This is a genomic window from Nocardia mexicana NBRC 108244 (genome assembly GCF_001613165.1).
In the GTDB taxonomy this organism is placed as follows: Bacteria; Actinomycetota; Actinomycetes; order Mycobacteriales; family Mycobacteriaceae; genus Nocardia; species Nocardia mexicana.
Map to the genome: position 1 here is coordinate 141,435 of NZ_BDBV01000024.1, position 19,336 is coordinate 160,770.

The 19,336-nt window shown below is 69.1% G+C and carries 18 protein-coding genes; 9 read left to right on the forward strand and 9 right to left on the reverse strand.

Annotation, left to right across the window (positions count from 1 at the left end):
- The first annotated feature begins 88 nt into the window (after positions 1 to 88).
- From NM1_RS10485 to NM1_RS10495, 3 genes are read left to right on the forward strand one after another with little or no spacing between them, the layout of a single operon-like run.
- Positions 89 to 1,066 (forward strand): Acg family FMN-binding oxidoreductase, encoded by a 978-nt coding sequence (locus tag NM1_RS10485; protein WP_068017526.1) that lies wholly within the window; start codon positions 89 to 91, stop codon positions 1,064 to 1,066.
- Between the two features lie 12 nt (positions 1,067 to 1,078).
- Positions 1,079 to 1,681 carry an Rv1733c family protein gene (locus tag NM1_RS10490; protein WP_147288794.1) on the forward strand — a complete coding sequence of 201 codons (603 nt, stop codon included), beginning with the start codon at positions 1,079 to 1,081 and terminating at the stop codon, positions 1,679 to 1,681.
- Positions 1,682 to 1,721: 40 nt separating this feature from the next.
- Complete coding sequence (locus NM1_RS10495) at positions 1,722 to 2,648, forward strand: universal stress protein (RefSeq protein ID WP_068017331.1); 927 nt, start codon at positions 1,722 to 1,724, stop codon at positions 2,646 to 2,648.
- Positions 2,649 to 2,672: 24 nt separating this feature from the next.
- Here the strand turns inward: NM1_RS10495 and NM1_RS10500 are convergent, their stop codons facing one another.
- The 4 genes from NM1_RS10500 to NM1_RS10515 form a co-directional block, all read right to left on the reverse strand.
- The gene (locus NM1_RS10500) at positions 2,673 to 3,539 is read right to left on the reverse strand and encodes a hypothetical protein (RefSeq protein ID WP_068017335.1); all 867 of its coding nucleotides are present in this window, start codon (positions 3,537 to 3,539) and stop codon (positions 2,673 to 2,675) included.
- Positions 3,536 to 4,273 (reverse strand): ABC transporter ATP-binding protein, encoded by a 738-nt coding sequence (locus NM1_RS10505; RefSeq protein ID WP_068017338.1) that lies wholly within the window; start codon positions 4,271 to 4,273, stop codon positions 3,536 to 3,538. The genes NM1_RS10500 and NM1_RS10505 overlap by 4 nt, the downstream gene beginning before the upstream one ends.
- A 15-nt stretch (positions 4,274 to 4,288) precedes the next feature.
- Positions 4,289 to 4,762, reverse strand: coding sequence for an MTB12 C-terminal domain-containing protein (locus NM1_RS10510; RefSeq protein ID WP_068017340.1), 474 nt, complete (start codon positions 4,760 to 4,762; stop codon positions 4,289 to 4,291).
- Positions 4,763 to 4,946: 184 nt separating this feature from the next.
- Positions 4,947 to 5,606 carry a helix-turn-helix transcriptional regulator gene (locus NM1_RS10515; protein WP_068017343.1) on the reverse strand — a complete coding sequence of 220 codons (660 nt, stop codon included), beginning with the start codon at positions 5,604 to 5,606 and terminating at the stop codon, positions 4,947 to 4,949.
- Between the two features lie 122 nt (positions 5,607 to 5,728).
- On the opposite strand from NM1_RS10515, the gene NM1_RS10520 reads away from it, so the two are divergent.
- The 5 genes from NM1_RS10520 (at position 5,729) to NM1_RS10540 (ending at position 9,178) form a co-directional block, all read left to right on the forward strand.
- Positions 5,729 to 6,523: a class I SAM-dependent methyltransferase gene (locus NM1_RS10520; protein WP_068017345.1), complete on the forward strand. Its 795-nt coding sequence runs from the start codon at positions 5,729 to 5,731 to the stop codon at positions 6,521 to 6,523.
- Entirely contained in the window at positions 6,520 to 6,867 is a 348-nt protein-coding gene (locus tag NM1_RS10525; RefSeq protein ID WP_068017347.1) for a cupin domain-containing protein, read from the forward strand. Before NM1_RS10520 ends, NM1_RS10525 begins: the two co-directional genes overlap by 4 nt.
- A 378-nt stretch (positions 6,868 to 7,245) precedes the next feature.
- Positions 7,246 to 7,851 carry a dihydrofolate reductase family protein gene (locus tag NM1_RS10530; RefSeq protein ID WP_068017350.1) on the forward strand — a complete coding sequence of 202 codons (606 nt, stop codon included), beginning with the start codon at positions 7,246 to 7,248 and terminating at the stop codon, positions 7,849 to 7,851.
- Between the two features lie 124 nt (positions 7,852 to 7,975).
- Positions 7,976 to 8,473 (forward strand): hypothetical protein, encoded by a 498-nt coding sequence (locus NM1_RS10535; protein WP_068017353.1) that lies wholly within the window; start codon positions 7,976 to 7,978, stop codon positions 8,471 to 8,473.
- Positions 8,474 to 8,506: 33 nt separating this feature from the next.
- The gene (locus NM1_RS10540; RefSeq protein ID WP_068017356.1) at positions 8,507 to 9,178 is read left to right on the forward strand and encodes an RNA polymerase sigma factor; all 672 of its coding nucleotides are present in this window, start codon (positions 8,507 to 8,509) and stop codon (positions 9,176 to 9,178) included.
- Positions 9,179 to 9,181: 3 nt separating this feature from the next.
- On the opposite strand, the gene NM1_RS10545 is transcribed toward NM1_RS10540, so the two are convergent.
- The 4 genes from NM1_RS10545 to NM1_RS10555 form a co-directional block, all read right to left on the reverse strand.
- Entirely contained in the window at positions 9,182 to 13,405 is a 4,224-nt protein-coding gene (locus tag NM1_RS10545) for a S1 family peptidase (RefSeq protein WP_068017359.1), read from the reverse strand.
- Between the two features lie 68 nt (positions 13,406 to 13,473).
- Positions 13,474 to 14,868, reverse strand: coding sequence for a trypsin-like serine peptidase (locus NM1_RS42150; protein ID WP_068017361.1), 1,395 nt, complete (start codon positions 14,866 to 14,868; stop codon positions 13,474 to 13,476).
- A 29-nt stretch (positions 14,869 to 14,897) separates the two neighbouring features.
- On the reverse strand, positions 14,898 to 15,038 hold the full coding sequence (locus tag NM1_RS42155) for a hypothetical protein (RefSeq protein ID WP_157123887.1): 141 nt from the start codon (positions 15,036 to 15,038) through the stop codon (positions 14,898 to 14,900).
- 94 nt (positions 15,039 to 15,132) lie between these two features.
- On the reverse strand, positions 15,133 to 16,077 hold the full coding sequence (locus NM1_RS10555; RefSeq protein WP_068017365.1) for an SDR family oxidoreductase: 945 nt from the start codon (positions 16,075 to 16,077) through the stop codon (positions 15,133 to 15,135).
- Between the two features lie 234 nt (positions 16,078 to 16,311).
- On the opposite strand from NM1_RS10555, the gene NM1_RS10560 reads away from it, so the two are divergent.
- Positions 16,312 to 17,151, forward strand: a complete 840-nt coding sequence (locus NM1_RS10560; RefSeq protein ID WP_068017528.1) for a helix-turn-helix transcriptional regulator — start codon at positions 16,312 to 16,314, stop codon at positions 17,149 to 17,151.
- 26 nt (positions 17,152 to 17,177) lie between these two features.
- Here NM1_RS10560 and NM1_RS10565 read toward each other — a convergent pair whose 3' ends face one another.
- Positions 17,178 to 19,214, reverse strand: a complete 2,037-nt coding sequence (locus NM1_RS10565; protein WP_084519353.1) for a glycosyltransferase family 39 protein — start codon at positions 19,212 to 19,214, stop codon at positions 17,178 to 17,180.
- Positions 19,215 to 19,336 lie beyond the last annotated feature (122 nt).

A 19,336-nucleotide genomic window follows, 5' to 3' on the forward strand; every position in this document is an offset into this window, starting at 1 on the left:
CGAGGCTGAATCGGGTACGGGGTTCAACCCGGACGGTACCGCTGGCCGGGTGTCGGCCGCGGCCGTCGAATCCGGAAAGGAGCGGGACATGTCGAACGCGCATCCCGATCGTGAGACGCTGTGTTCCGCACTGGCTTTGGCAGTGCGTGCCCCGTCGGTGCACAACAGCCAGCCGTGGCTGTGGCGAATCGGCGACGGCACCGTCCACCTGTACGCCGACACCGGCCGCCACCTGCCGCACACGGATCCCGATCAGCGCGACCTGGTATTGAGTTGCGGGGCGGCACTGCATCATCTGCGGGTCGCGGCACGCGGGCTCGGGTGGGAGACGGTGGTGCACCGGCTGCCGAATCCGGCCGATCCGGATCATCTCGCGGCGGTCGAATTCCATTCGAGCACGCCGACACCCGACGCGGTGCGGGCGGTTCGCGCGATCACCCGGCGCCGGACGGACCGGCGCCGCTACACCTCGTGGGAGGTGCCGGAGGCGTACCTCGCGGCGATCACGGCCGCGGGTGCGGCCAACGGCGTCCTGGTGTACGACGTCGACGCGGGCGCCGCGCGCGTGCAACTCCTGCGGGCCTTCGAGCGGGCGGCATGGGACCATGCGCGCGACTTCTCCTACGGCGCCGAACTCGCGCAATGGAGCGGCCGGCACGCATCGGCCGAAGGGGTGCCCGCGCGCAGCGCGGTGTCGGCCGACGTTGCCACCGTCCGGCCGTTCTCGAACCCCGGTCTGCCACAGGCGGTCTACCGCGATGCGGCCGCGGCGGACCGGATGTTGCTGTTGAGCACCTCCGGTGACGACCGGATATCGCGGCTGCGGGCGGGCGAGGCCACCAGCGCGGTGCTGTTGACCGCGACCGCCCTCGGGCTCGCCAGTTGTCCGCTGACCGAGCCGCTCGAGGTGCCCGACGTTCGCAGGCGCATTCGCACAGACATCCTCGGCGACAGTGGGTTTCCGCAGCTCATCGTTCGGATCGGCTGGGCCGCAACCAGCTCCGACGAGGTACCGCGAACTCCGCGTCGCCCGGTCGACGACGTCGTGCTGCGGCCGGAGCAGTAGGAGGTGCGCGTGATGGCCGAAACCCCTGTGGCCGTGCAGCGGATCTGGCGGACCGCGCCGTGGTCGCGTAGTCCGCTGCTGCGTCCTTCGGATCGGCTGGAGGGTGTGATCCGGATCCTGGCCGTCGTCGTGGTGCTGGCCGCCGTCCCGCTGTGCGGTGCCGTCGGCACCGCCCGATACGGCTCGGCCGCCGTCGAGGTCCGCGCGGAGAATGCCGGGAAGGTCCCGGTGACGGCGCGGGTGATCGATGATCCGGTGCAGGTGACGAGATCGCGCGGCAACGGACCGTACGACGAGCGATTTCATGCCCGGGTGGAATGGATCCGGGATGGTAGGTCCGGCGTGGCGACCACGGAAGTGGACCGCTCCGCGCGGGTCGGTGACCCGGTTTCGGTGTGGCTCGCACGGGACGGGAGCCGGGTCGATCCGCCGTCGCCCGCGAGTTCGGCGGCATGGCGGGGGATCGGTCTGGGTCTGGGCATTCTCGTCGAGATCTGGGCCGCCACCGCCGCGGCGCTCTGGTTGACGGCTTGGGTGTCCGGCCGCCGCCACGATGTGGTCTGGGCGCGGGAGTGGCGCGAGGTCAGCCGCCCGATCGGACAGGACAAACAGTGACGACTCGAAACATGACGACTCGAAACATGAGGAGTGCGCGATGACAGACCCGAATACACAGGGGACCGAATCGAATCCGGCGGTGGTCGCGGCGGTCGACGGCTCGGCGGTGTCCTACCACGCGGCGGCCTGGGCCGCTGCCGACGCCGCCCTGCACGGCTGCGGGCTTCATCTGGTCACGTCCGCATCCTTGCCGCTCGGGTTCGGGCCGGTGCCGGTGCTGAGCGATGACACGCTGCGCTGGCTGCACACCGATGCCGAGCGAATGCTGACGGAGGCACGGCGTCTCGCACGACTCGCCGCACCCGGGGAATCACCGGTGATCACGACGGAGGTGACCACCGAGCCGATCATTCCGCACCTGATCGAGCGGTCCCGGCGGGCCAGGATGCTCGCGGTCGGGAGCCGCGGACTGGGAGCCTTCCAGCGGGGCCTGCTGGGATCGGTCAGCACGGCGGTCACCCGTCACGCGCACTGCCCGGTGGCGGTCGTGCATTCGTCGTCCGCGACGGACTCGGTATCGGCCGACAAGCCCGTACTGGTCGGGGTGGACGGCAGCGAGAACAGCCTGCCCGCGCTCGAGATCGCGTTCGAGGAGGCGTCGAGGCGCAAGGTAGGTCTGGTGGCGCTGCATGCCTGGAGCGATGTCAGCGCCGGACTGGACCCGTCGATCCTCGGCTGGGACGCGATTCACGACACCGAGGACGCCGTGCTGGCCGAGAGCCTGGCGGGCTACGCCGAACGCTACCCGGACGTCCCGGTGCGCCGAATCCTGGTGCGCGACAGGCCGGTTCGCTCCCTGCTGCAGGAATCCGAGAACGCCCAGCTGACGGTCGTCGGCAGTCACGGCCGCGGCGGCTTCGCCGGAATGCTGCTCGGCTCCACCAGCACCGCACTGCTGCACTCGGTGGAATGCCCCATGATCGTGGTGCGGCACTCCGGGAAAGACAGCGTCGCCCACGGCTGATCCGGCACCGCCTCGTCTTAGAGATCACACACGGTGAGGTGCACGGCTTCCGCGGTGGGTTCGCCGTGCCGCTATGGTCGTGCGTCGCGTATTCGCAAGGTGGGCGACGACGGTGGGGGCGAGCGCTGCGGTGGCGAACAGGGCGATGGCAACGATCAGGAAGTAGAGCAGGGATCCGGTGCGGCCGAATCGGGGGAGGAAGGCGATCTCCTGGCCGGTGGCGGCGACGGCGTTGAGGAAGGGGGCGTAGGCCTGCAGCGCGTAGCCGTTGGGGAGCAGGCTGATCGAGTTCTCGGCGACGTATATCCAGAAAAGCAGTACGGCGACCGCGGCCGCGGGGCTCCGGATCAGCGCGCCGACGGCGATTCCGATGCCGCAGGCCGCGAACGCGTAGATCGGGATGGTCCACAGGAATCGCAGTCCCGCGGCGTCGGTGACGTCCACCGATCCGTACACGTGCGGGAACAGGTGCGGCAGCGTGATCATGACGATGGCGGACAGTGCGGCGGTGGAGAACGCCGCGATGGCGCCGTAGTAGATCCAGCGGGCCAGCGCGGCCGTCCCGGCCCGGGGGAACAGGAAGGCGCTGAGATCGTGTGTGTGGCCGCGCCATTGGCCGGCATGGGCGTACGCGGCCGTGACGGTCATGACCGAGACGGACAGGGTGATCACCCAGTAGACGGAGTTGGTGGTGGTGACCGCGGTGACAGCCAGCTGGCCGGGGATGGTGGCGAATCGTTCTGCGACGGCGGCGATTCCGAAGGTGACCAGCATGGGCAGGCCGAATGTCAGGGGGACGGCGGCGGTCCACAGGAAGCTGCGTCCGGAGGTGCGGGTCATCTCGGCGCCGATGCCGCGGCGGATCCGGGTCAGGTTGCCGCCGAGTTTCATACAGTCGCTCCGATCGCGGATTGCGCCGGCACACCGGCGATTCGGAGATAGGCGTCCTCGAGTGTGGATTCGCCGGGTGCGAGGTTGCGCATCAGATCCGGCAGCGCGTGGTCACCGAGGATGCGGCCGCCGCCCACGATGACGACGCGGTCGGCGTTGCGTTCGACCTCGTCCAGAAGGTGGGTGGTCACCACGACGCAGGTGCCCGCGTCCGCGAGGCGGCGCAGCAGGCCGCGCATCCAGAGAATGCCCGCGATATCCAGGCCGTTGAGAGGCTCGTCGAGCAGGAGGGTCTGCGGGCGGGACAGCAGCGCGGCGGCGATGCCGACGCGTTGCAGCATGCCGAGCGAATAGCGGTCCAGTCGTCGGTCGGCGACCTCGGTGAGATCGACGGCGGCGAGGACTTCGCGAACGCGGCCGACCGGTAGCCCGCGGGCGCGAGCGATCCAGCGCAGGTGCCGGCGGGCGGTGTGGCGCGGGTCGAATGCCTGGTAGTTCAAGTGCATTCCCAGAGACGGAGGAGTGGTACGGCGTGCGCGCACGAGGGCGCCGTCGACGCGGACGGTGCCGGAGGCGGGCGCGATGATGCCGCAGACGCAGCGCAGCAGCGTGGTCTTGCCGGTCCCGTTGAGCCCGAGGAGATAAGTCAGGGCCCCGTCGGCGACGGTCAGCTCGGGCGCCTCCAGGACGGTCACGCCGGGGTATCGCAGGACGAGGTTTCGTATCTCGATCATCGCGCCCGCCGCCGGTCAGAAGGTGCAGGGGATCGCCAGCCCCACGACCTTCACGCCCTCGCACAGCGAGCTGTTGGCCATCTTCCAGGCGCCGTCGACGCGCTTCCAGGTCACCTTCATGACGATGCCGGGCCTGCCCGTGGAGTTGCTGTGCAGGGTCGCGGTGTGCTCGTTGCCGTTGTGGGTCTCCGGGCCGGTGACCTCGTTCCATCCCTTCGGCGCGCGGAACAGGCCGAGGTTGTAGACGGTGCGGGGGACGACGACGGCGTTCATGCCGCCCTCCAGGTTCGCGGCCTTGGCCTCGTCGGACGCGGGTGTCTCCACCAGGAACCGGACCTGGGCGTTGAGGTCGTCCAGGGTGGGCACCTCGCGGGTGATGAGGAAGTCGCCGGAGTCGGCCGACGCGGTCGCCGCCTGCGTGCTCGTCATCGCCACGGCGAGACCGGCGGCGGCCAGCACGGCGCAGGCGAGGGTCTTGAGGTTGTTCATCTTTTTAACCCTTCGAGTGATTTGACCGAACACCCGCGATTGCGGGTAAAGTACCAGCTGGAGTTAGCAAGTTAGCCTAACCTAACGAGTCGGTCAAGACTCATTTAAATAGCTCGATGCCCCGGGCGGCGAAGGCCGACCGGGGCTGTACGAAGCAGGAGGCGAGGTGTGGCGTGTGGTGTATTCAGCCCACGGCGGGAGTCGCGTGCGACCGACTGGTCAGGCGCAGTGTGACTCCGCAATCGCCGGAGGTGTCGGGCCGGACCTCGACGCCGTACTGAGACGCCAGCGCCGGCGAATACCGTTCCAGGACACGTTCGATCAGGCCCTGCTGGATGCCGATCACGATCTCCGGCGCATTGCGCGCGATGCGGCGCAGCGGGCAGTTGCACACCTGGATCTCGTGTGTGCCGAAACTCGACACGGTCGACGAGACCTGGAACCCGAGCCGGGTGAGTGTCGCGGCGACCACGGTGACCGGATCCGGCAGGTCGTCCCCGCGGGCGCCGATGCCGGTGAGGGTATCGGCCCAGACGCGACCTGCCGCAGCGGCTTTCGCGCGGCGATCCGCGTCGGTGTCGCCCAGTTGTGCCAGCAGCGCGTCGAGCAGCGGGGCGGTCGGGTCGGCACCGACCACGACGTATCCCTTCCGCGGCCGCCCGACCGTCGCCGACGGCAGCCACGTGCCCTCGACCAAGCCCTCGTCGATCAGCGTGTTGAGATGGAACCGCGCGGTGGTGATGTGGATGCCGAGCGCCTCCGCGATCACCGGTGCGTCCAGCGGCTCCAGGGAATCGCGAACCAGCGCCAGCACCCGGTCCCGCTGCCGGGGCGTGGTGGCCATTGCGCTCCTCTCACGCCACGACCGGCGCCGATGTCGTTTCGAACGCGCCCTTCCGGTCGCCTTCTCCCTCGATCGATTGTAGAACCGCCGCCACCGGCGGCCGAACCGACAGGAACACCCGCATGACCACACCACTTCCGTTCGAGGAACGCGACTCCGCGCACATGCCCGGCCACTGGCTACTGGCCCGCCTCGGCAAACGCATCCTCCGCCCCGGCGGCAAGGAGATGACCGAACGGATGCTCGATGACGCCCACCTGAACGGTGCCGACGTCGTCGAACTCGCGCCCGGCCTCGGCAAGACCGCCGTCTCCATCCTGCGCCGCAACCCTGCCAGCTACCGCGGCGTCGAAGCCGACGACAACGCCGCGGCCCTCACCGCCGGCGCCATCGGCGACTCGGGATCGGTCGTCCGCGGTGATGCCGCGGCCACCGGGCTGGCCTCCGGCTCCGCCGACGCCGTGGTGGGGGAGGCGATGCTCACCATGCAGACCGACGCCCACAAGGCCGAGATCATCGCCGAGGCATTCCGGATGCTGCGGCCGGGCGGCCGCTACGCGATCCACGAACTAGCCCTGCAGCCCGACGAACTCGACGACGGCATCAAGACCGAGATCCGCAGGGAACTCGCACGCTCCATCAAGGTCAATGCCCGGCCACTGACCCGAAGCGAGTGGACCGATCTGCTCGCGGCGGGTGGATTCACCGTCGACACAGTCGCTTTCGCGCCGATGGCGCTGCTGCAACCCCGCCGGATGCTGGCGGACGAAGGAATCCTCGGAACCGCCCGAATCGTCCGAAACATCTTGCGGGACAGTGCTGCCCGGCGCCGGGTCCTCGCCATGCGCGCCACCTTCAACACGCATCGTCGTCGTCTCGCCGCCATCGAAATCATCGCCAGGAAGCCGCACTCGTGACCAGCACTCTCATCGCCACCGACACCTCCGCCTGGCAGCCCCGCGACGGCGCCGCACCGAATGCGCAGCGACTCCTGCGCGGAGACGGATTGACCCTGGTACGCATCAGCTTCCGCGAGGGGCAGGTGCTCGAGGAGCACCGAGCGCCGGGACCGATCCTGATCCACTGCCTCAGCGGAACGATCGATCTCGACGTCACGACCCGGGCCGGAAACGAAAGCCACCGGCTCGACGCCGGGACCGTCATCCACATCGCCGGAGGAGATCCGCACCGACTCGCCGCGCGGCACGACGCGGTCGTGCACGTGGTGTTGCAGCGCAACGTTTCAGAGGCGACCGGCTGACCCCGGACCGGTGCAGAAATGCCGGTTCGGCCCCTAGACCAGACGTTGCATCTGGTCTAGGGTGTGCACGGAGTGGCCGTGTCGCCCTCCCGATAGAGTATCTGTAACTCGGAGTTACAGTAAAACCTTCGACTTCGGTCGGAGGTTTTCTTGTTTCCGGCGGGGAACCACGCCGGAAGCACCGTTAGCCGGCGGCGGTCCCGCGATCACACCAGGCACGTGCCGCGGGCATCCTGATACCGATACTGGTGCTCACCACTTTCGCGCTGTTCGTCGCTGTCGCCACCGAATAATTCCCCGACGCCCTGCAGCGCGGGCCGATGAGTTTGTGGCTCTCGGTCGGTCAAAGCTCGTGACACGCTAGGAAAGGACACTGCCATGTCGGAGCTTCTCGTCGACTTCATCACCTCCCTCGACGGTTACGCATCGGGCGAGGGATGGCCCGGGTTCTGGGGACTCGAGGGGCCGGAGTACCTCGCATGGCTCGGCGAGCAGCCCGAGGCCACCCACCTGATGGGAGCGAACACCTACCGCCTGATGTCGGGCTTCGCCGCCGGCGAGATGCCGGAGGGCCAGGACGAGTTCAGGCCCGAGGAAGAGGCGTCCGTCGACGAACTCACGCGGGCGTCCAAGGTGGTGTTCTCCTCCTCCCTCGAGGAGCCGCTGAAGTGGGCCAACTCCACGCTCGTCCGAGACGACGCCGTCGAGGCCGTCCGCGCGATGAAGGCGAATGGCTCGGGGCTCCTCACCACGATCGGCAGCCTGAGCCTGTGCCGCTCCCTGCTGCGAGCCGGGCTCGTCGACCGGTTCCGGGTCGTGATGTTCCCGGTGATCACCGGTGCCACCGGCGCGGAACGCATCTACGACGGCTATCCGGACGTCGCCCTCGAGATGATCGACCACCGCACCTTCGACGGCCGCATCCAACTGGTCGAGTACAAGCCCCGCGTGCTGGAGCACCCACCGCTCGGCGCCCCTGCGTGACATCGCCCGAGTGGTCTCGGCGGCGGTAACCCCATCGAAGCGACGATTCCTCCGCGGACCCAACGTTTCGTGAACCACGGCGGTTGATCCTCACAAGAATCCGGTTCGATGAGAGGAATCCGCCATGATGCACAACCCGACCGCCCCCGGCGACTTCGACCACGCACACCCGGTGCCGCGGCCCGGCGGCGGCACCGCCATCACGGCCGGGGTGCTCGCCTGCCTCGGCGGCGCGCACCGGCTGCTGAGCGTTATCGTGCTCATTGCCGGGATCGCGATGCTGAGCGACCTCGACGCGGCGGGCGAAACCGACGCGGTGCGAGCGCTTTTCGGGATCTCGATCCCGTTCTTCCTGATCATCGGTTCGCTGCTGCTGGCCGGAGGCATCCAGATGTTCCGCAGGCAGACATCGGCGCGTCGGCTGATCGTCGGCGGCTGCGCGATCGACATCGCCTACAGCTTCATCGAGATGGTGACCGTGGCGGCCATCGCGGGAGCCTCGGACGAGTACGGCGTGATAGGCAGCCCGGTGTTCATCATCCTCACGGCCGTGTTCCCGATCGCCACGATCTTCCTGACCCTGGCGACATCGACCACGCGGTGGCTCGAGTACCGGGCATAGGATTTCCGAGAGACGATCAGGGAGCCGGAACAGATGAGCGCGCCACTCGACCCCGACCAGGCCCGTGATATTTCGTTCGCCAGCCTGCTGCGGGTGGTGTTGCACGAATGTGCGCAGGCTCCGCTCACGCTGCTCACCGCCGACCCGGGACCGGCCGTCATCCGGATCGCCCGCACCGGTGAGCAGCGCGAGCAGGCCTTCGCCGAAATGCTGGTGGAGGCATACGAATCCGCGAGCGAGATGCTGCTGGCCCGCATCACCAAGCTGACGCGCAGCCGTGCCGACGCCGACGACATCGTGCAGACCGCGTTCATGCGGGTGTACGCGCGCTGGCCGGACCACATCACGGATGTCGAGGGGCTGCGGAAGTACCTGTGGATCACGGCGGAGAATCTGGTGAAGGATGCCATGGTCCGGGCCGCGAAGGATCGGGAACGGATGGATTCCGACGGGCACGAACGCCTCTCGGTGCTCGCCGACCATGCCGGCCTGCCCTTCGACGACATGATCGCGTTGCGGGACATGCTGATCCGGCTCCTGGACACACTGCCGCCGCGGGAACGCCAGGCGGTCATCATCTACACCTACGAGGGCAACACCTACAAGGAGACCGCCCGGGTGATGGGCGTGGCGGAGGGCACCGTCAAGGGATACGTCCACGACGGGCTGTCGCGCGTCCGGAAATACCTCGAAGAGGTCGCTTGATCGTCAGGTCCCGCGGCAGGGGCGGGTGGTGTCGGCGCCGACCGGCAGGGCGTCGCGTTCGGCCGGGGTGTACTCGCGATCGTTGATCGCACAGAGGCGTTCGAGGACCTCATCGCGATCGAGGTTGATCGCGTACTTGCCGACGCCGCCGCCGAACGCGTATCTGCCGGGATTCAGCAGGTGGAGCGTATCCCCGAAGACATCCTCGTTCTCGGCCGTCACCTTCACATCGAAAAGCTTCGTCGCGCGATCGAAGTCCCAGATCTCCAGTCCTGCACCGTTGTTCACGACCACCAGACCGTCCTTCGTCTCGCCGGCCGGTCGGCCCGCCGGAAACGGCTGGGGGGACACCGATTCCACTCCGGTGTCGAAGTTCTCGATCGTGTTCTTCCCCGAGTCGTACCGAATGTAGATGCCCGGCACGCCCGGCCTGGCGAACCCTTCTCGCCGGTCGTAACGCTCGCTCTGGTTGACGGGTATCGTGCGGATCACGCGCCCGTCCAAGAGATCTCGCACGGTATCGCCGTCGATATTCTCGGTGAAGAACCGATCCTTGTGGGTTGGGACGAGGTGCGCCTGCACACCACGATCGACCATCCACCGCAGCTCCTCGACGTCGCGCCACGTCCGCAGGGGCCCACCGAGTTGCTGGCCGTTCGATATCCGCCATCGGGTGACGGTGCCCGCGTAGAAGAAGGCCAGCTCGTCGTCGCCGGGCTGCATGATGGACGTCGGCGACCTTCGCCCGGGTTCGAGTTCGGGAGGGAAGGGGAGCGAGAACTGCCGCTCCACGGCCAGCCCGGGTAACGAATAGACGGTAATGCCACCGGCCGTTCCGGCCGTCACGAGATGCCTGCCGTCGGTCGTGATCCAGTAGGCCGCCTCGTAGGGAGCCGAACCACGCATGGTTATGGCCGTCGAGGTCCGTGCGACTTCCTTGATGGCAGGGGCCATTTCGACGACGCGGATCGTTCCGGTCGCGGTATTGGGGAGTCTCTCGACCTCCACCACGAACCGGCCGTCCGGACCCCACTGGACAAGTCGGTTCCCGACGGTCGATCCGGCGAAGACGTTCATCTCCGCGATCGCGACGGCCGGCGCGAACCGGAGCATGCCACTCGGCGTGAACTGCGCCAGCCGGGGGCCGTCCGCGCCGGGCGAAATCAGCACGCTGACACCGGATTTCCGCCGGATGGTGGCCGCTTGGACGACCGATGCCCGGCCGGTCCGGAGTTCGATCATGTGGACCTGGCCGATCGTATCGGTGGTGAGCGCGCTCGCCGACCACGCGTATCGCCCGCTGAGATCGATGTCCCACTCGCAGTCCTCGGTCCTCGTGCCCGAGCCGCGAGGCGTGCGCGTCCGTTCGGCTCCCGTCAGCGCATCCGCGACGACCAGCTGGTCGTCGGTGCACCCGGCGATCAGACCGGTCGACGTGATCGTGCCGGGCGGCAATTCCCGAATCGGCTGCCCGGTCTGTGCATCGCGCAGGACATTGCGCTCGGCCCCGGCTCGGACCTCCCGCATCGCGATCATGGTGCCGGTGGGGTCTACGTACCGGGGAAACTGGGCGACATCCGCCAGCGGAGGTGGGGAGGCAATCGGAACCGGCCGGGCGCCCGCCAGGTCGTACACCTCGAGCAGATCGGTGTGCTCGGCCTGCTCGGGCTCCGCCTGCTGGAGCTGTGCCCGGTTGAGCCGCACCGCGAGCCGGCGCCCGGCCTCGTCCCAGCCGGTCGACACCCCGTTGTTCAGCAGCGGCGCGGGCTCCGGCGGCCGGACCGCTGCGGGACCGGTGCGGCTCCGCACGTCCCAGACGCTGACCGCGCCGTCGTCGGTGACCACCGCCAATGCGGCGCCGTTCGGGCTCAGGTTCAGTGCGACAACCTTCCTGGGGGTCGGCGGGAGCCGCCACGGCACCGGATTGTCGCCGGACAGACCGCTCCAGACCGTGACGTCTCGGTCCTCCGCGACCGCGAATTCCGACCCGTCCCCGCTTGCCGCGCCGAACGTGGCGTTGTGCCAGAGGTCGGTCCGATAGTCGTCGACGGACGACATCCGCACTTGCTGATACAGCAGGGCGGTCCGCACGAGCGGGTCGTCCGGCGCATGTCGCGCCGCGGCCTGCGCGAGCTGCAGCGCCCTGTCCAGGTCGGAGTCGGCCACCCGCATGGATTCCTCCGCGAGGTTGCGTCCCGCCTGCAATCGCAGCTGGGCGGCGCGGGCCTCGCTGCTCCGGTAGGCGAGCACCGCCGTCGTCGTGGCCACGACCACCAGGACGGCGAGCGCGGCGGCCACCAGCCGCAGTCGCCGCACTTCCCGGCCGCGCCGCCGGCGGCTGGCGGCGATGAACTCCCGATGTGCCTGCGGGACATCGGATTCCCGCGCCTCCAGCTGCTCCGACGCGGCCTCGAGGGCGGTGCCGCGCAGCAGCGCGTCGGGCTCGCGGCCGCGACGTTCCCAGTTGTCCAGGTCTTGTGCGAGGTGTTGCTGCCAGGTGCGGAAGTCGCGGTCGGACTGCAGCAGGTCGTGCAGCCGCTCCCAGTTGTCGATCAGCGCCTGGTGCGCGAGTTCGACGGTGTCCGCGCCGTTCTTGTCGCGGCCGACGACGACCAGGCGATCGAGTGCCAGCCTCCCGGCCACGTCGCGGAGTTCGGGGTATTGCCGCATCGGCAGCACCGATCGGACGAATCCGGCGCCGCTGGAGGTCGGCACCGCGAGCAGCTTCAGGAGCCGTTCCGCGCCGGATACCGCGGCGGGATCGGTGAACTGCGCCATCACCTGCTCGGCTCGCCTGGCGATGGAAACCTCGACGCTGCCGACGTCTTCGTAATCGGCGAGGGTGATCCGGCCGCCGGTGTGCCGCGCCCACAGGTCCGACAGCACCGACGCCAGCAACGGCAATCCGCCGGGCTGATCGAAGACCCCATCGATCAGCCGCTCGATGACGGCATCGTCCAGCACCACCCCGGCGCGGCCGGCGGGGCGGCTGATCACGTCGCGGAGCTGGGTGCGGCCCAGCGGAGCCACCGCAACCGTTGTGCCGCCGAGGAATTCGGCGAGTTCGGTGTCGAGCAGGTCGTCCAGCGCGTCCCAGCGCAAGGTGAGCACGATCGCCAGGCGGCCGTCGGCATCGGCGCGGGTGAGCCTGATCAACGCCTGCAGCAGGGCGCGGGCCCGCCGCGGGGACGCCGCGGCCAGATCCTCGAACTGGTCGACGAACAGCACTGTGCCGTGCGACGGAAGTCGTTGCAGCAGTTCCGCCGCGGGCGCGTCCGCGGCGTCGGGCGCGGTCTGCTCGATCAGCCAGGTCGACAGCGGCTCGTCGGTGGCGAGGCCGGATCCGATCGCGCGCACACCGGATGCCGTGGCGGCGTCGCCGCTGAGCCGGAATGCGGCGACCTCTCGCCCCTGCTGCCGCAATCGCGGTATCACTCCGGCTCGGATCAGCGACGACTTCCCGGTACCGGAACGTCCGACCACCGCGGCGAAACCGTTGTGCCGCAAGGTCTCCAGCACCCGCGCGATATCGTCGTCGCGCCCGTAGAAGAACTCCGCGTGTTCCTCGTCGAACGGCGCCATCCCGCGGTACGGGCTCGACAGCAGGCCGGGATCGAGTCGTAGTACCTCGTCGATGGGGAGCATGAACGCGGTGCGGGTGTAGCGGCGGCGGTCGGCGGCGACCGCCATTCCGGTCACGGCGTGCGCCTCGGTGTCCCATACCGCGGCGCCGCTGAAACCCTCGGTGATCGGCTGCCCGCCGGTCGCCGCCTGCAACTGCATCCAACCCTGGCTCTGCGGGGCACGGAACTCGCCGGACACCCAGACTCCGCCGGGCATCTCGGCCGGGAATCCGAACATCCGGAACTCGCCGCCCCAGGGCTGGCCGGCGGGCCAGAACGGCAGCGGGGCAACGGAATCCGGGGGCGGTGTGAGGAGCTCCAGAATGGCGATATCGCCGCGGCCGTCCTCGCCGATTCCGGACCAGTGGCGGACCCGGGCGAGCATCTCGCGCGCCGTCCCCGCCGACGCAAAGTCCACGGCCACGGGCTCTTCCGGTGCCTCACCGCCGGTCGTCTCCCGATTCAGCGCGGCCGATACGACGTGCGCGCAGGTCGCGATCAGGGTGGGCCGCACCAGGAATCCCGCACCCACCACCTCGCCGGAGGGCGTCAGAATCCGTACGGTGGCCCAGCCGAGCCGGCCGTTGTCCGCAATCCCTTGCACGCGTCGAACCTCCCGGAGAAGTTCGGCGAGCGTAGCAAGAACGGGGAGGGTGTGACGGAATTGTTCTCTTACCTCGAAAGGATCTCTTCCACCAGGGATCCGGACATGAGTAACACCAGGACAAGGAACACGATCAGCCCGGCGGGGAATCCCATCTTCCACACCAGGGTCGCCACCGTTCCGCCGGCGCCGAGAAGAGGGATCAGGAGCTCGAGAAATCCGAGGAGAGCTCTGCGGACCGCTCGCCTGCGCCGCGGCGGCGCCGGACTCGGTGGAGCGGGTTTCGGCAGAACGGGTCTCGGCCCGTACCCGACCAGCGTGGGTCGCGGCGGGAAGAACCCCGGCGCGGCATGCCTCGGAGCGGCACCTCCCGGCGAACCATCCACGGTGAGACCGGAATAGGCGTGCACCATGTCCTCCACGCGTCGATACCGTTCGACCCCCGGCAACCTGTGCACAACACCGGGGGTCTGCTCCCACAGCGCCACCAGGCGCGCCGCCTGCGCTCGCCAACCGGACCCGCCCTCGACCACCCGGCCCTCGAGCGCGATCACGCCGACGAGCGTGGCGGATTGCGAATACTGCCGCCGCAGGTGGCTCAGATCCCGGAAGCTGTACACGCCGCAGGTGCAGCCGTCGGCCGGAGCTTGATGCGCGGTACCCTTGGCGCACTGGGCAATACAAGTTCCGTCGCGCCACGCGGTGCTGGTGTCCCAATCGAACACGGGCTGCAGTTTCCCGCCGTGGACGGTGAACGTCCGGAGCCCGTAGACGCCGACGATAGGCTCGACGGCGGAATCCGGCTCGGCGGCGGGATCCGCCGAGTCGAGGGGCGTCAACGACCACACGACGCGGAGCACATCCGGGATCGGAATCATATGGGCGGAGCGGCCGGCCGTTTGCCGGTCCGGAAACTTCGCCATGCCGATCACCGCGTTCGACCCACCGCGCCACACGGGAGCACCGCTCCAGCAGGGCGACAACGGTGGCATGCCGTGCTCGATCTGCAGTACCGACACACTCGTCCCCGGCACCGGAGTCCCCAGGGCGCCGTGCGCAACATCGATACCCCAGCCGGTGTCGGTCACGCCCAGCATCCGAAACCGGGTGGCGCCCGTGCCTTCTGTTCCCGCGATCGAGAGTGGACGGGCCCTATCCGGTGGTGCGGCATCGAGTTCCAGCACGGCGATGTCGCCGCAACCAGGGGAATACTCCGGGACCCAGCCGCGCACCCGGGCGCTCATCGGGCGGCCGGGAATCCCGCTCCACGGGAAATCGACCGGGACAGGGTCATGAGGTCGCAGCAAGCTGTGCGGATTGGCACCAATTGCCGCCGCGACGCTGCTCACACACGTGGCCACCAGCCGCGGACCGACCAGAAATCCGGTACCCACCGACCGATCGGACGAATCCGATATCCGGGCCACCGCCGCGCGATTCCGCGAATCCTGCTCCGTGTACACGAATCACCTCCGCACTCGGACCGCCGGATTCACCGCGCGGGGGCGGGTTCGCGTGCGGGCACCGGAACCTCCGGTCGCTCCGGACGCTCCGGCTCGTGCGGAACCGGCAGCACCGGTCGGGTTTCCGGAACCACCTCGATGCGCCGGCGCACCGGCCCGATATCTCCCATGACTGCCCCTACCCGTCCGACTCGGAAACGTGCTGACAGCGGAATCAACCGTGGCAGACCGCGATTGGTTGGGGCGGTGTGAGAGACCGGCTTCTCAGTCGCGGGGGAAGGTGATGTTCGTGAGTTCCTCGGAGAGTTGCCAGACCCGCCGGGCCTCCTCGGTGCTCCGGAGGCGGGAGTAGAGCTGCTGCCTTCCGGGAGGCCCGCCGAGGTGGGCGAATCCGCGCGGCCCGTAGAACTCGCCGGGCCGGGCGTCGGGGGAGGTGGCGGCGTAGAGGGCGGGGAGTTGCGCGGAGTGGACCGTCCCGAAGAGAATCCCGCGGGCCGACAACACGCGGATCATGCGCGCGAGCCCGGTGTCCCGGTCGCGGCCGACCTCGGGGCGGGCGCGGAGCAGGTTCGTCGGGGCGACGCCGGGGTGGGAGAGATTGCTGGTGATGCCCCAGCCGTCGGTTCGGCTGCGCCGGTCGAGTTCGAGGCCGAAGAGTCCGAGGGCGATCTTCGACTGGCTGTAGGCCTTGTCGCCGTCGTAGGAGCGTTCCCAGTTCAGGTCGTTCCAGTTGATGGCGCGTCGGTTCGCCGCGATGCTGATCTGTGAGGTCACGCGTGCGTGACCGGCGCGCAGCAGCGGCAGCAGGTGGGCCACGAGGGCGAAGTGGCCGAGGTGGTTGGTGCCGAATTGCAGCTCGAATCCGTCGGTGGTCGTCTGCCGGTCGGGCGGGGTCATGACACCGGCGTTGTTGATGAGGAGGTGGATCGGCCGGCCGTCCTCGTGCAGGGTCTTGCCGAGGGCCGCGACGGAGGCGAGCGAGGACAGATCCAGCTCGCGCAGCGACACGTTCGCTCGCGGGGTCGTTTCGCGGATCGTGGCGAGTGCGGCCTCGCCCTTGCGCGGGTTGCGAACGGGCAGCACCACTTCGGCTCCGGCGGCGGCCAGCCGCGTGGCGAGGCCGAGTCCGATGCCGTCGCTACCTCCGGTGACGACGGCGCGCTTGCCGGTGAGGTCGGGGACGGTGATGTCGACGGATGTGCGCGGCATGTGCTCCTCCTGGGTCGTGGCGTCACCTCCATCCTGTGGAAGACGGCGGCCCGATCCAGGGCCGCTCGATCCACTGATCAGGAAGTCCTGTCTCCGGCATGCTCCGCGGCGGTCCGTGCTCGAGCCCGGACGGCGCGCCGTGAAGGGTGGATCGACGAGCCGTGGCTGCCGGACCGCGCCGACGGTAGAAATATGACATCGAAGCAGGCACGCACGGTGACGGAGGCGCGCATGGTGATCGATCGGGTCGGACTGGCGGAGTTCCTGCGGCGCCGCCGAGCAGCGCTGCAACCCGAGGACGTCGGCCTTCCGCGGGGACAGCGCCGACGGACGAGCGGGCTGCGGCGGGAGGAGGTGGCCGCGCTGTGCCACATGTCGACCGACTACTACGCGCGGCTGGAGCGGGGGCGCGGGCCGCAGCCGTCGGAGCAGATGACGGCCGCCATCGCGCAGGGCCTGCACCTCTCTCTCGACGAGCGCGACCATCTGTTCCGGCTCGCCGGACAGGCCCCGCCCCCGCGCGGCGCGGGCGGTGAGCACATCGGTCCCGGCTTGCTGCGCATCCTCGACCGGCTGCACGACACTCCCGCGGAGATCGTCACCGAACTCGGTGAGACGCTGCGGCAGACCTCGCTCGGCGTCGCGCTCACCGGCGACCTGACCGCCTACAGCGGCCCGGCCCGCAGCATCGGCTACCGATGGTTCACCGACCCCGCCACGCGACAGCTCTACGCCCCCGACGACCATTCGTTCCTCACCCGCATGTTCGTGTCGGGTCTGCGCGCGGTGGTCACGCTGCGCGGTCCCCACTCTCGCGCGGCCCACTACGCCGACCTGCTGCTTGCGCAGAGCGCGGAGTTCCGTCGGGTGTGGGACGACCACGAGATCGGCGTCCGGCCCCATGCGGTGAAACATTTCGTCCACCCCGAAGTCGGTGCGTTGGAGCTGAACTGCCAGACCATGGTAGATCCGGACCAGTCGCATATCCTGCTCGTCTACACCGCGGTGCCCGGCAGCGAGAGCTACGAAAAGCTGCAGCTGCTGTCCGTGATAGGAGCCCAGGCCCGACGCTGAGGCCGCGCAGCAGGTCGTGGTGATCGTCAGGACGTGGGCTGGGTGAGGTCGTAGACGGTCGTGCCGCCGACGGTGATCGCGGTGTAGTGCTCTTTCACCCAGGCGGTGATCTGGCTGCCGACGTTGTCGGAGCCGCCGCCGGGGCCACCGCCCATGCTGTTGCCTGCGATGAAGTAGCGCACCTGGCCGTCGGCGACATACTGCTGGAACTGGTCGAGCGTGGGGGTGTTGTCGCCGCCGGTGAACCCGCCGATCGCCATCACCGAGGTGCCGGAATTCAACGCGAGATCGCCTGCTGTGGAAGCGCCCACGGTCGCCGCGGTCCAGCGGGTGCCGCTCTGTTCCAGCATGGTCTGGAGCTCGGTGTTGGTGCTTGCGTCGCTCGTCGGACCACCACCGCCTGGAGAAACGGCAGTGCGACCCGACTTGTCGCCGTCGGGACTTCCGTTCTGGGACATGCCTTCCGGCAGTTCGGCTCCCGAAGGCGCTGTGCCACTGGGCATTCCGCCGGTCCGCATGCCGCCGAGAGTCTGGCCGGTGCCCGGACCCGAGGTGGGGTTGCCGCCGTTATGGCCCTGCGAGGCTGTATCGAGGGCGTAGGCGCCCGCGCCGCCGAGTCCGACAAGCATTCCCGCGGTGGCCACGACCATGGTGTAGCGGCGGGCGTGGCGGGTACCGATGATCAGCGCGACGGCAACCAGGATCGAGCCGATCAGCACCGTCCAGCGCAGCCACGGCTGCCAGTCGGGAGTGCGATCGAGCAGCACGAACGACCAGGCTCCTGTCCCGGCGGTCATGATCGCCAGTACCAGCCGCGCCGCGAGATGGTCTCTGCGCGACCACAATTCACGCACGCCGAGAGCGACGAGCGCGCCGATAGCGGGAGCGAGAGCGACGGTGTAGTAGGGATGGACGGTACCGCTCATGTAGGAGAAGGTGAGCCCGGTGATGAGCAGCCATCCGCCCCAGAGGATGAACGCGGCGCGGGTGTGATCGGTCCGCGGCGCACGGCGCGTGAGCCACAGCCCGGCGGCCAGGCCGATGAGCGCGGCGGGCAGCAGCCACGAGATCTCGGTGCCCATCTGGGCGCCGAAGAGCCGGGTGATGCCGGTCGAGCCGCTGAATCCGCCCCCGCCACCGGGTCCGCCGCCGTTGCCGCCGCCGAAGAGGCGGCCGAAGCCGTTGTAGTCCATGGCGAGTTGCCACAGGCTGTTGTCGTCGGATCCGCCGATGTACGGGCGTGAGTCCGCGGGCCACAGGTGGACCAGGGCGACGAACCAGCCGCCGGAGACGACGACCGCGGCACAGGCGATGAGCAGGCGGCCGACCCGTTTCCAGAATCCGCCGGTGGCCGCGATGAGGTAAGCGAGACCGAGGCCGGGGAGGATCAGGAAGGCCTGCCCCATCTTGGTGAGGAAGGCGAAGCCGACCGCGACTCCCGCCAGCGCGAGCCAGCCGGTGGGCGCGGAAAGCCAACGGGTACCGGTGGATTGGATGGCGCGGACCGTGCAGTAGGCGGCGGCCACGAGCAGTAGCACCAGTAGCGCGTCGGGGTTGTCGTAGCGGAAGATCAGTGTCGCGACGGGCGTCAGCGCGAAGACGGCCCCGGCGAGCAGCCCGGTGCCCGGACCGCTGCAGCGGCGCACGGTCGCGGCCAGCAGCGCGACGGCGCCGATGCCCATCAGCGCCTGCGGCAGCAGCACCGACCACTGGCTGAATCCGAGCACCTTGCCGGACAGTCCCATGACCCACAGTGCGGCGGGAGGTTTGTCGACGGTGATGGCGTTCCCGGCGTCGAAGGACCCGAACAGCAACGCCTTCCAGCTCTGCGACCCGGCCTGCGCGGCGGCGGAGTAGTAGGTGTTGGCCCAGCCGGAGTTGGTCAGATCCCACAGGTAGAGCACCGCGGTGGCGATGAGCAGCACGAGTAGTCCCGGTCGCGCCCAGCGGGGTTGGTCGGGTGGTCCGAAAAGTATTCGGGTGAACCGTGATTCGCCTTCGTTCGGTGCCGGGGCGCGATGCCGTTCGATGTCCGGCTCGCGCTCCTTCACGGAGGTTGTCATGCTCGATCCCTTCGGAGTCGCCCGCTGCGGCGTGCCCGCAATCCGCTATCGCTCCGATCGTGATCGCCGAACCTCGAGGTGCGTCGCGACGTCGCTGGGAGCCGACTGTGGATCTGCGCCGC

Excerpts from the sequence above, each read along its gene's own strand:
- NM1_RS10485 (WP_068017526.1), top strand. The coding sequence starts at position 89 with ATGTCGAACGCGCATCCCGATCGTGAGACGCTGTGTTCCGCACTGGCT.
- NM1_RS10490 (WP_147288794.1), top strand. The coding sequence starts at position 1,079 with ATGGCCGAAACCCCTGTGGCCGTGCAGCGGATCTGGCGGACCGCGCCG.
- NM1_RS10495 (WP_068017331.1), top strand. The coding sequence starts at position 1,722 with ATGACAGACCCGAATACACAGGGGACCGAATCGAATCCGGCGGTGGTC.
- NM1_RS10500 (WP_068017335.1), bottom strand. The coding sequence starts at position 3,539 with ATGAAACTCGGCGGCAACCTGACCCGGATCCGCCGCGGCATCGGCGCC.
- NM1_RS10505 (WP_068017338.1), bottom strand. The coding sequence starts at position 4,273 with ATGATCGAGATACGAAACCTCGTCCTGCGATACCCCGGCGTGACCGTC.
- NM1_RS10510 (WP_068017340.1), bottom strand. The coding sequence starts at position 4,762 with ATGAACAACCTCAAGACCCTCGCCTGCGCCGTGCTGGCCGCCGCCGGT.
- NM1_RS10515 (WP_068017343.1), bottom strand. The coding sequence starts at position 5,606 with ATGGCCACCACGCCCCGGCAGCGGGACCGGGTGCTGGCGCTGGTTCGC.
- NM1_RS10520 (WP_068017345.1), top strand. The coding sequence starts at position 5,729 with ATGACCACACCACTTCCGTTCGAGGAACGCGACTCCGCGCACATGCCC.
- NM1_RS10530 (WP_068017350.1), top strand. The coding sequence starts at position 7,246 with ATGTCGGAGCTTCTCGTCGACTTCATCACCTCCCTCGACGGTTACGCA.
- NM1_RS10535 (WP_068017353.1), top strand. The coding sequence starts at position 7,976 with ATGATGCACAACCCGACCGCCCCCGGCGACTTCGACCACGCACACCCG.
- NM1_RS10540 (WP_068017356.1), top strand. The coding sequence starts at position 8,507 with ATGAGCGCGCCACTCGACCCCGACCAGGCCCGTGATATTTCGTTCGCC.
- NM1_RS42155 (WP_157123887.1), bottom strand. The coding sequence starts at position 15,038 with ATGGGAGATATCGGGCCGGTGCGCCGGCGCATCGAGGTGGTTCCGGAA.
- NM1_RS10555 (WP_068017365.1), bottom strand. The coding sequence starts at position 16,077 with ATGCCGCGCACATCCGTCGACATCACCGTCCCCGACCTCACCGGCAAG.
- NM1_RS10565 (WP_084519353.1), bottom strand. The coding sequence starts at position 19,214 with ATGACAACCTCCGTGAAGGAGCGCGAGCCGGACATCGAACGGCATCGC.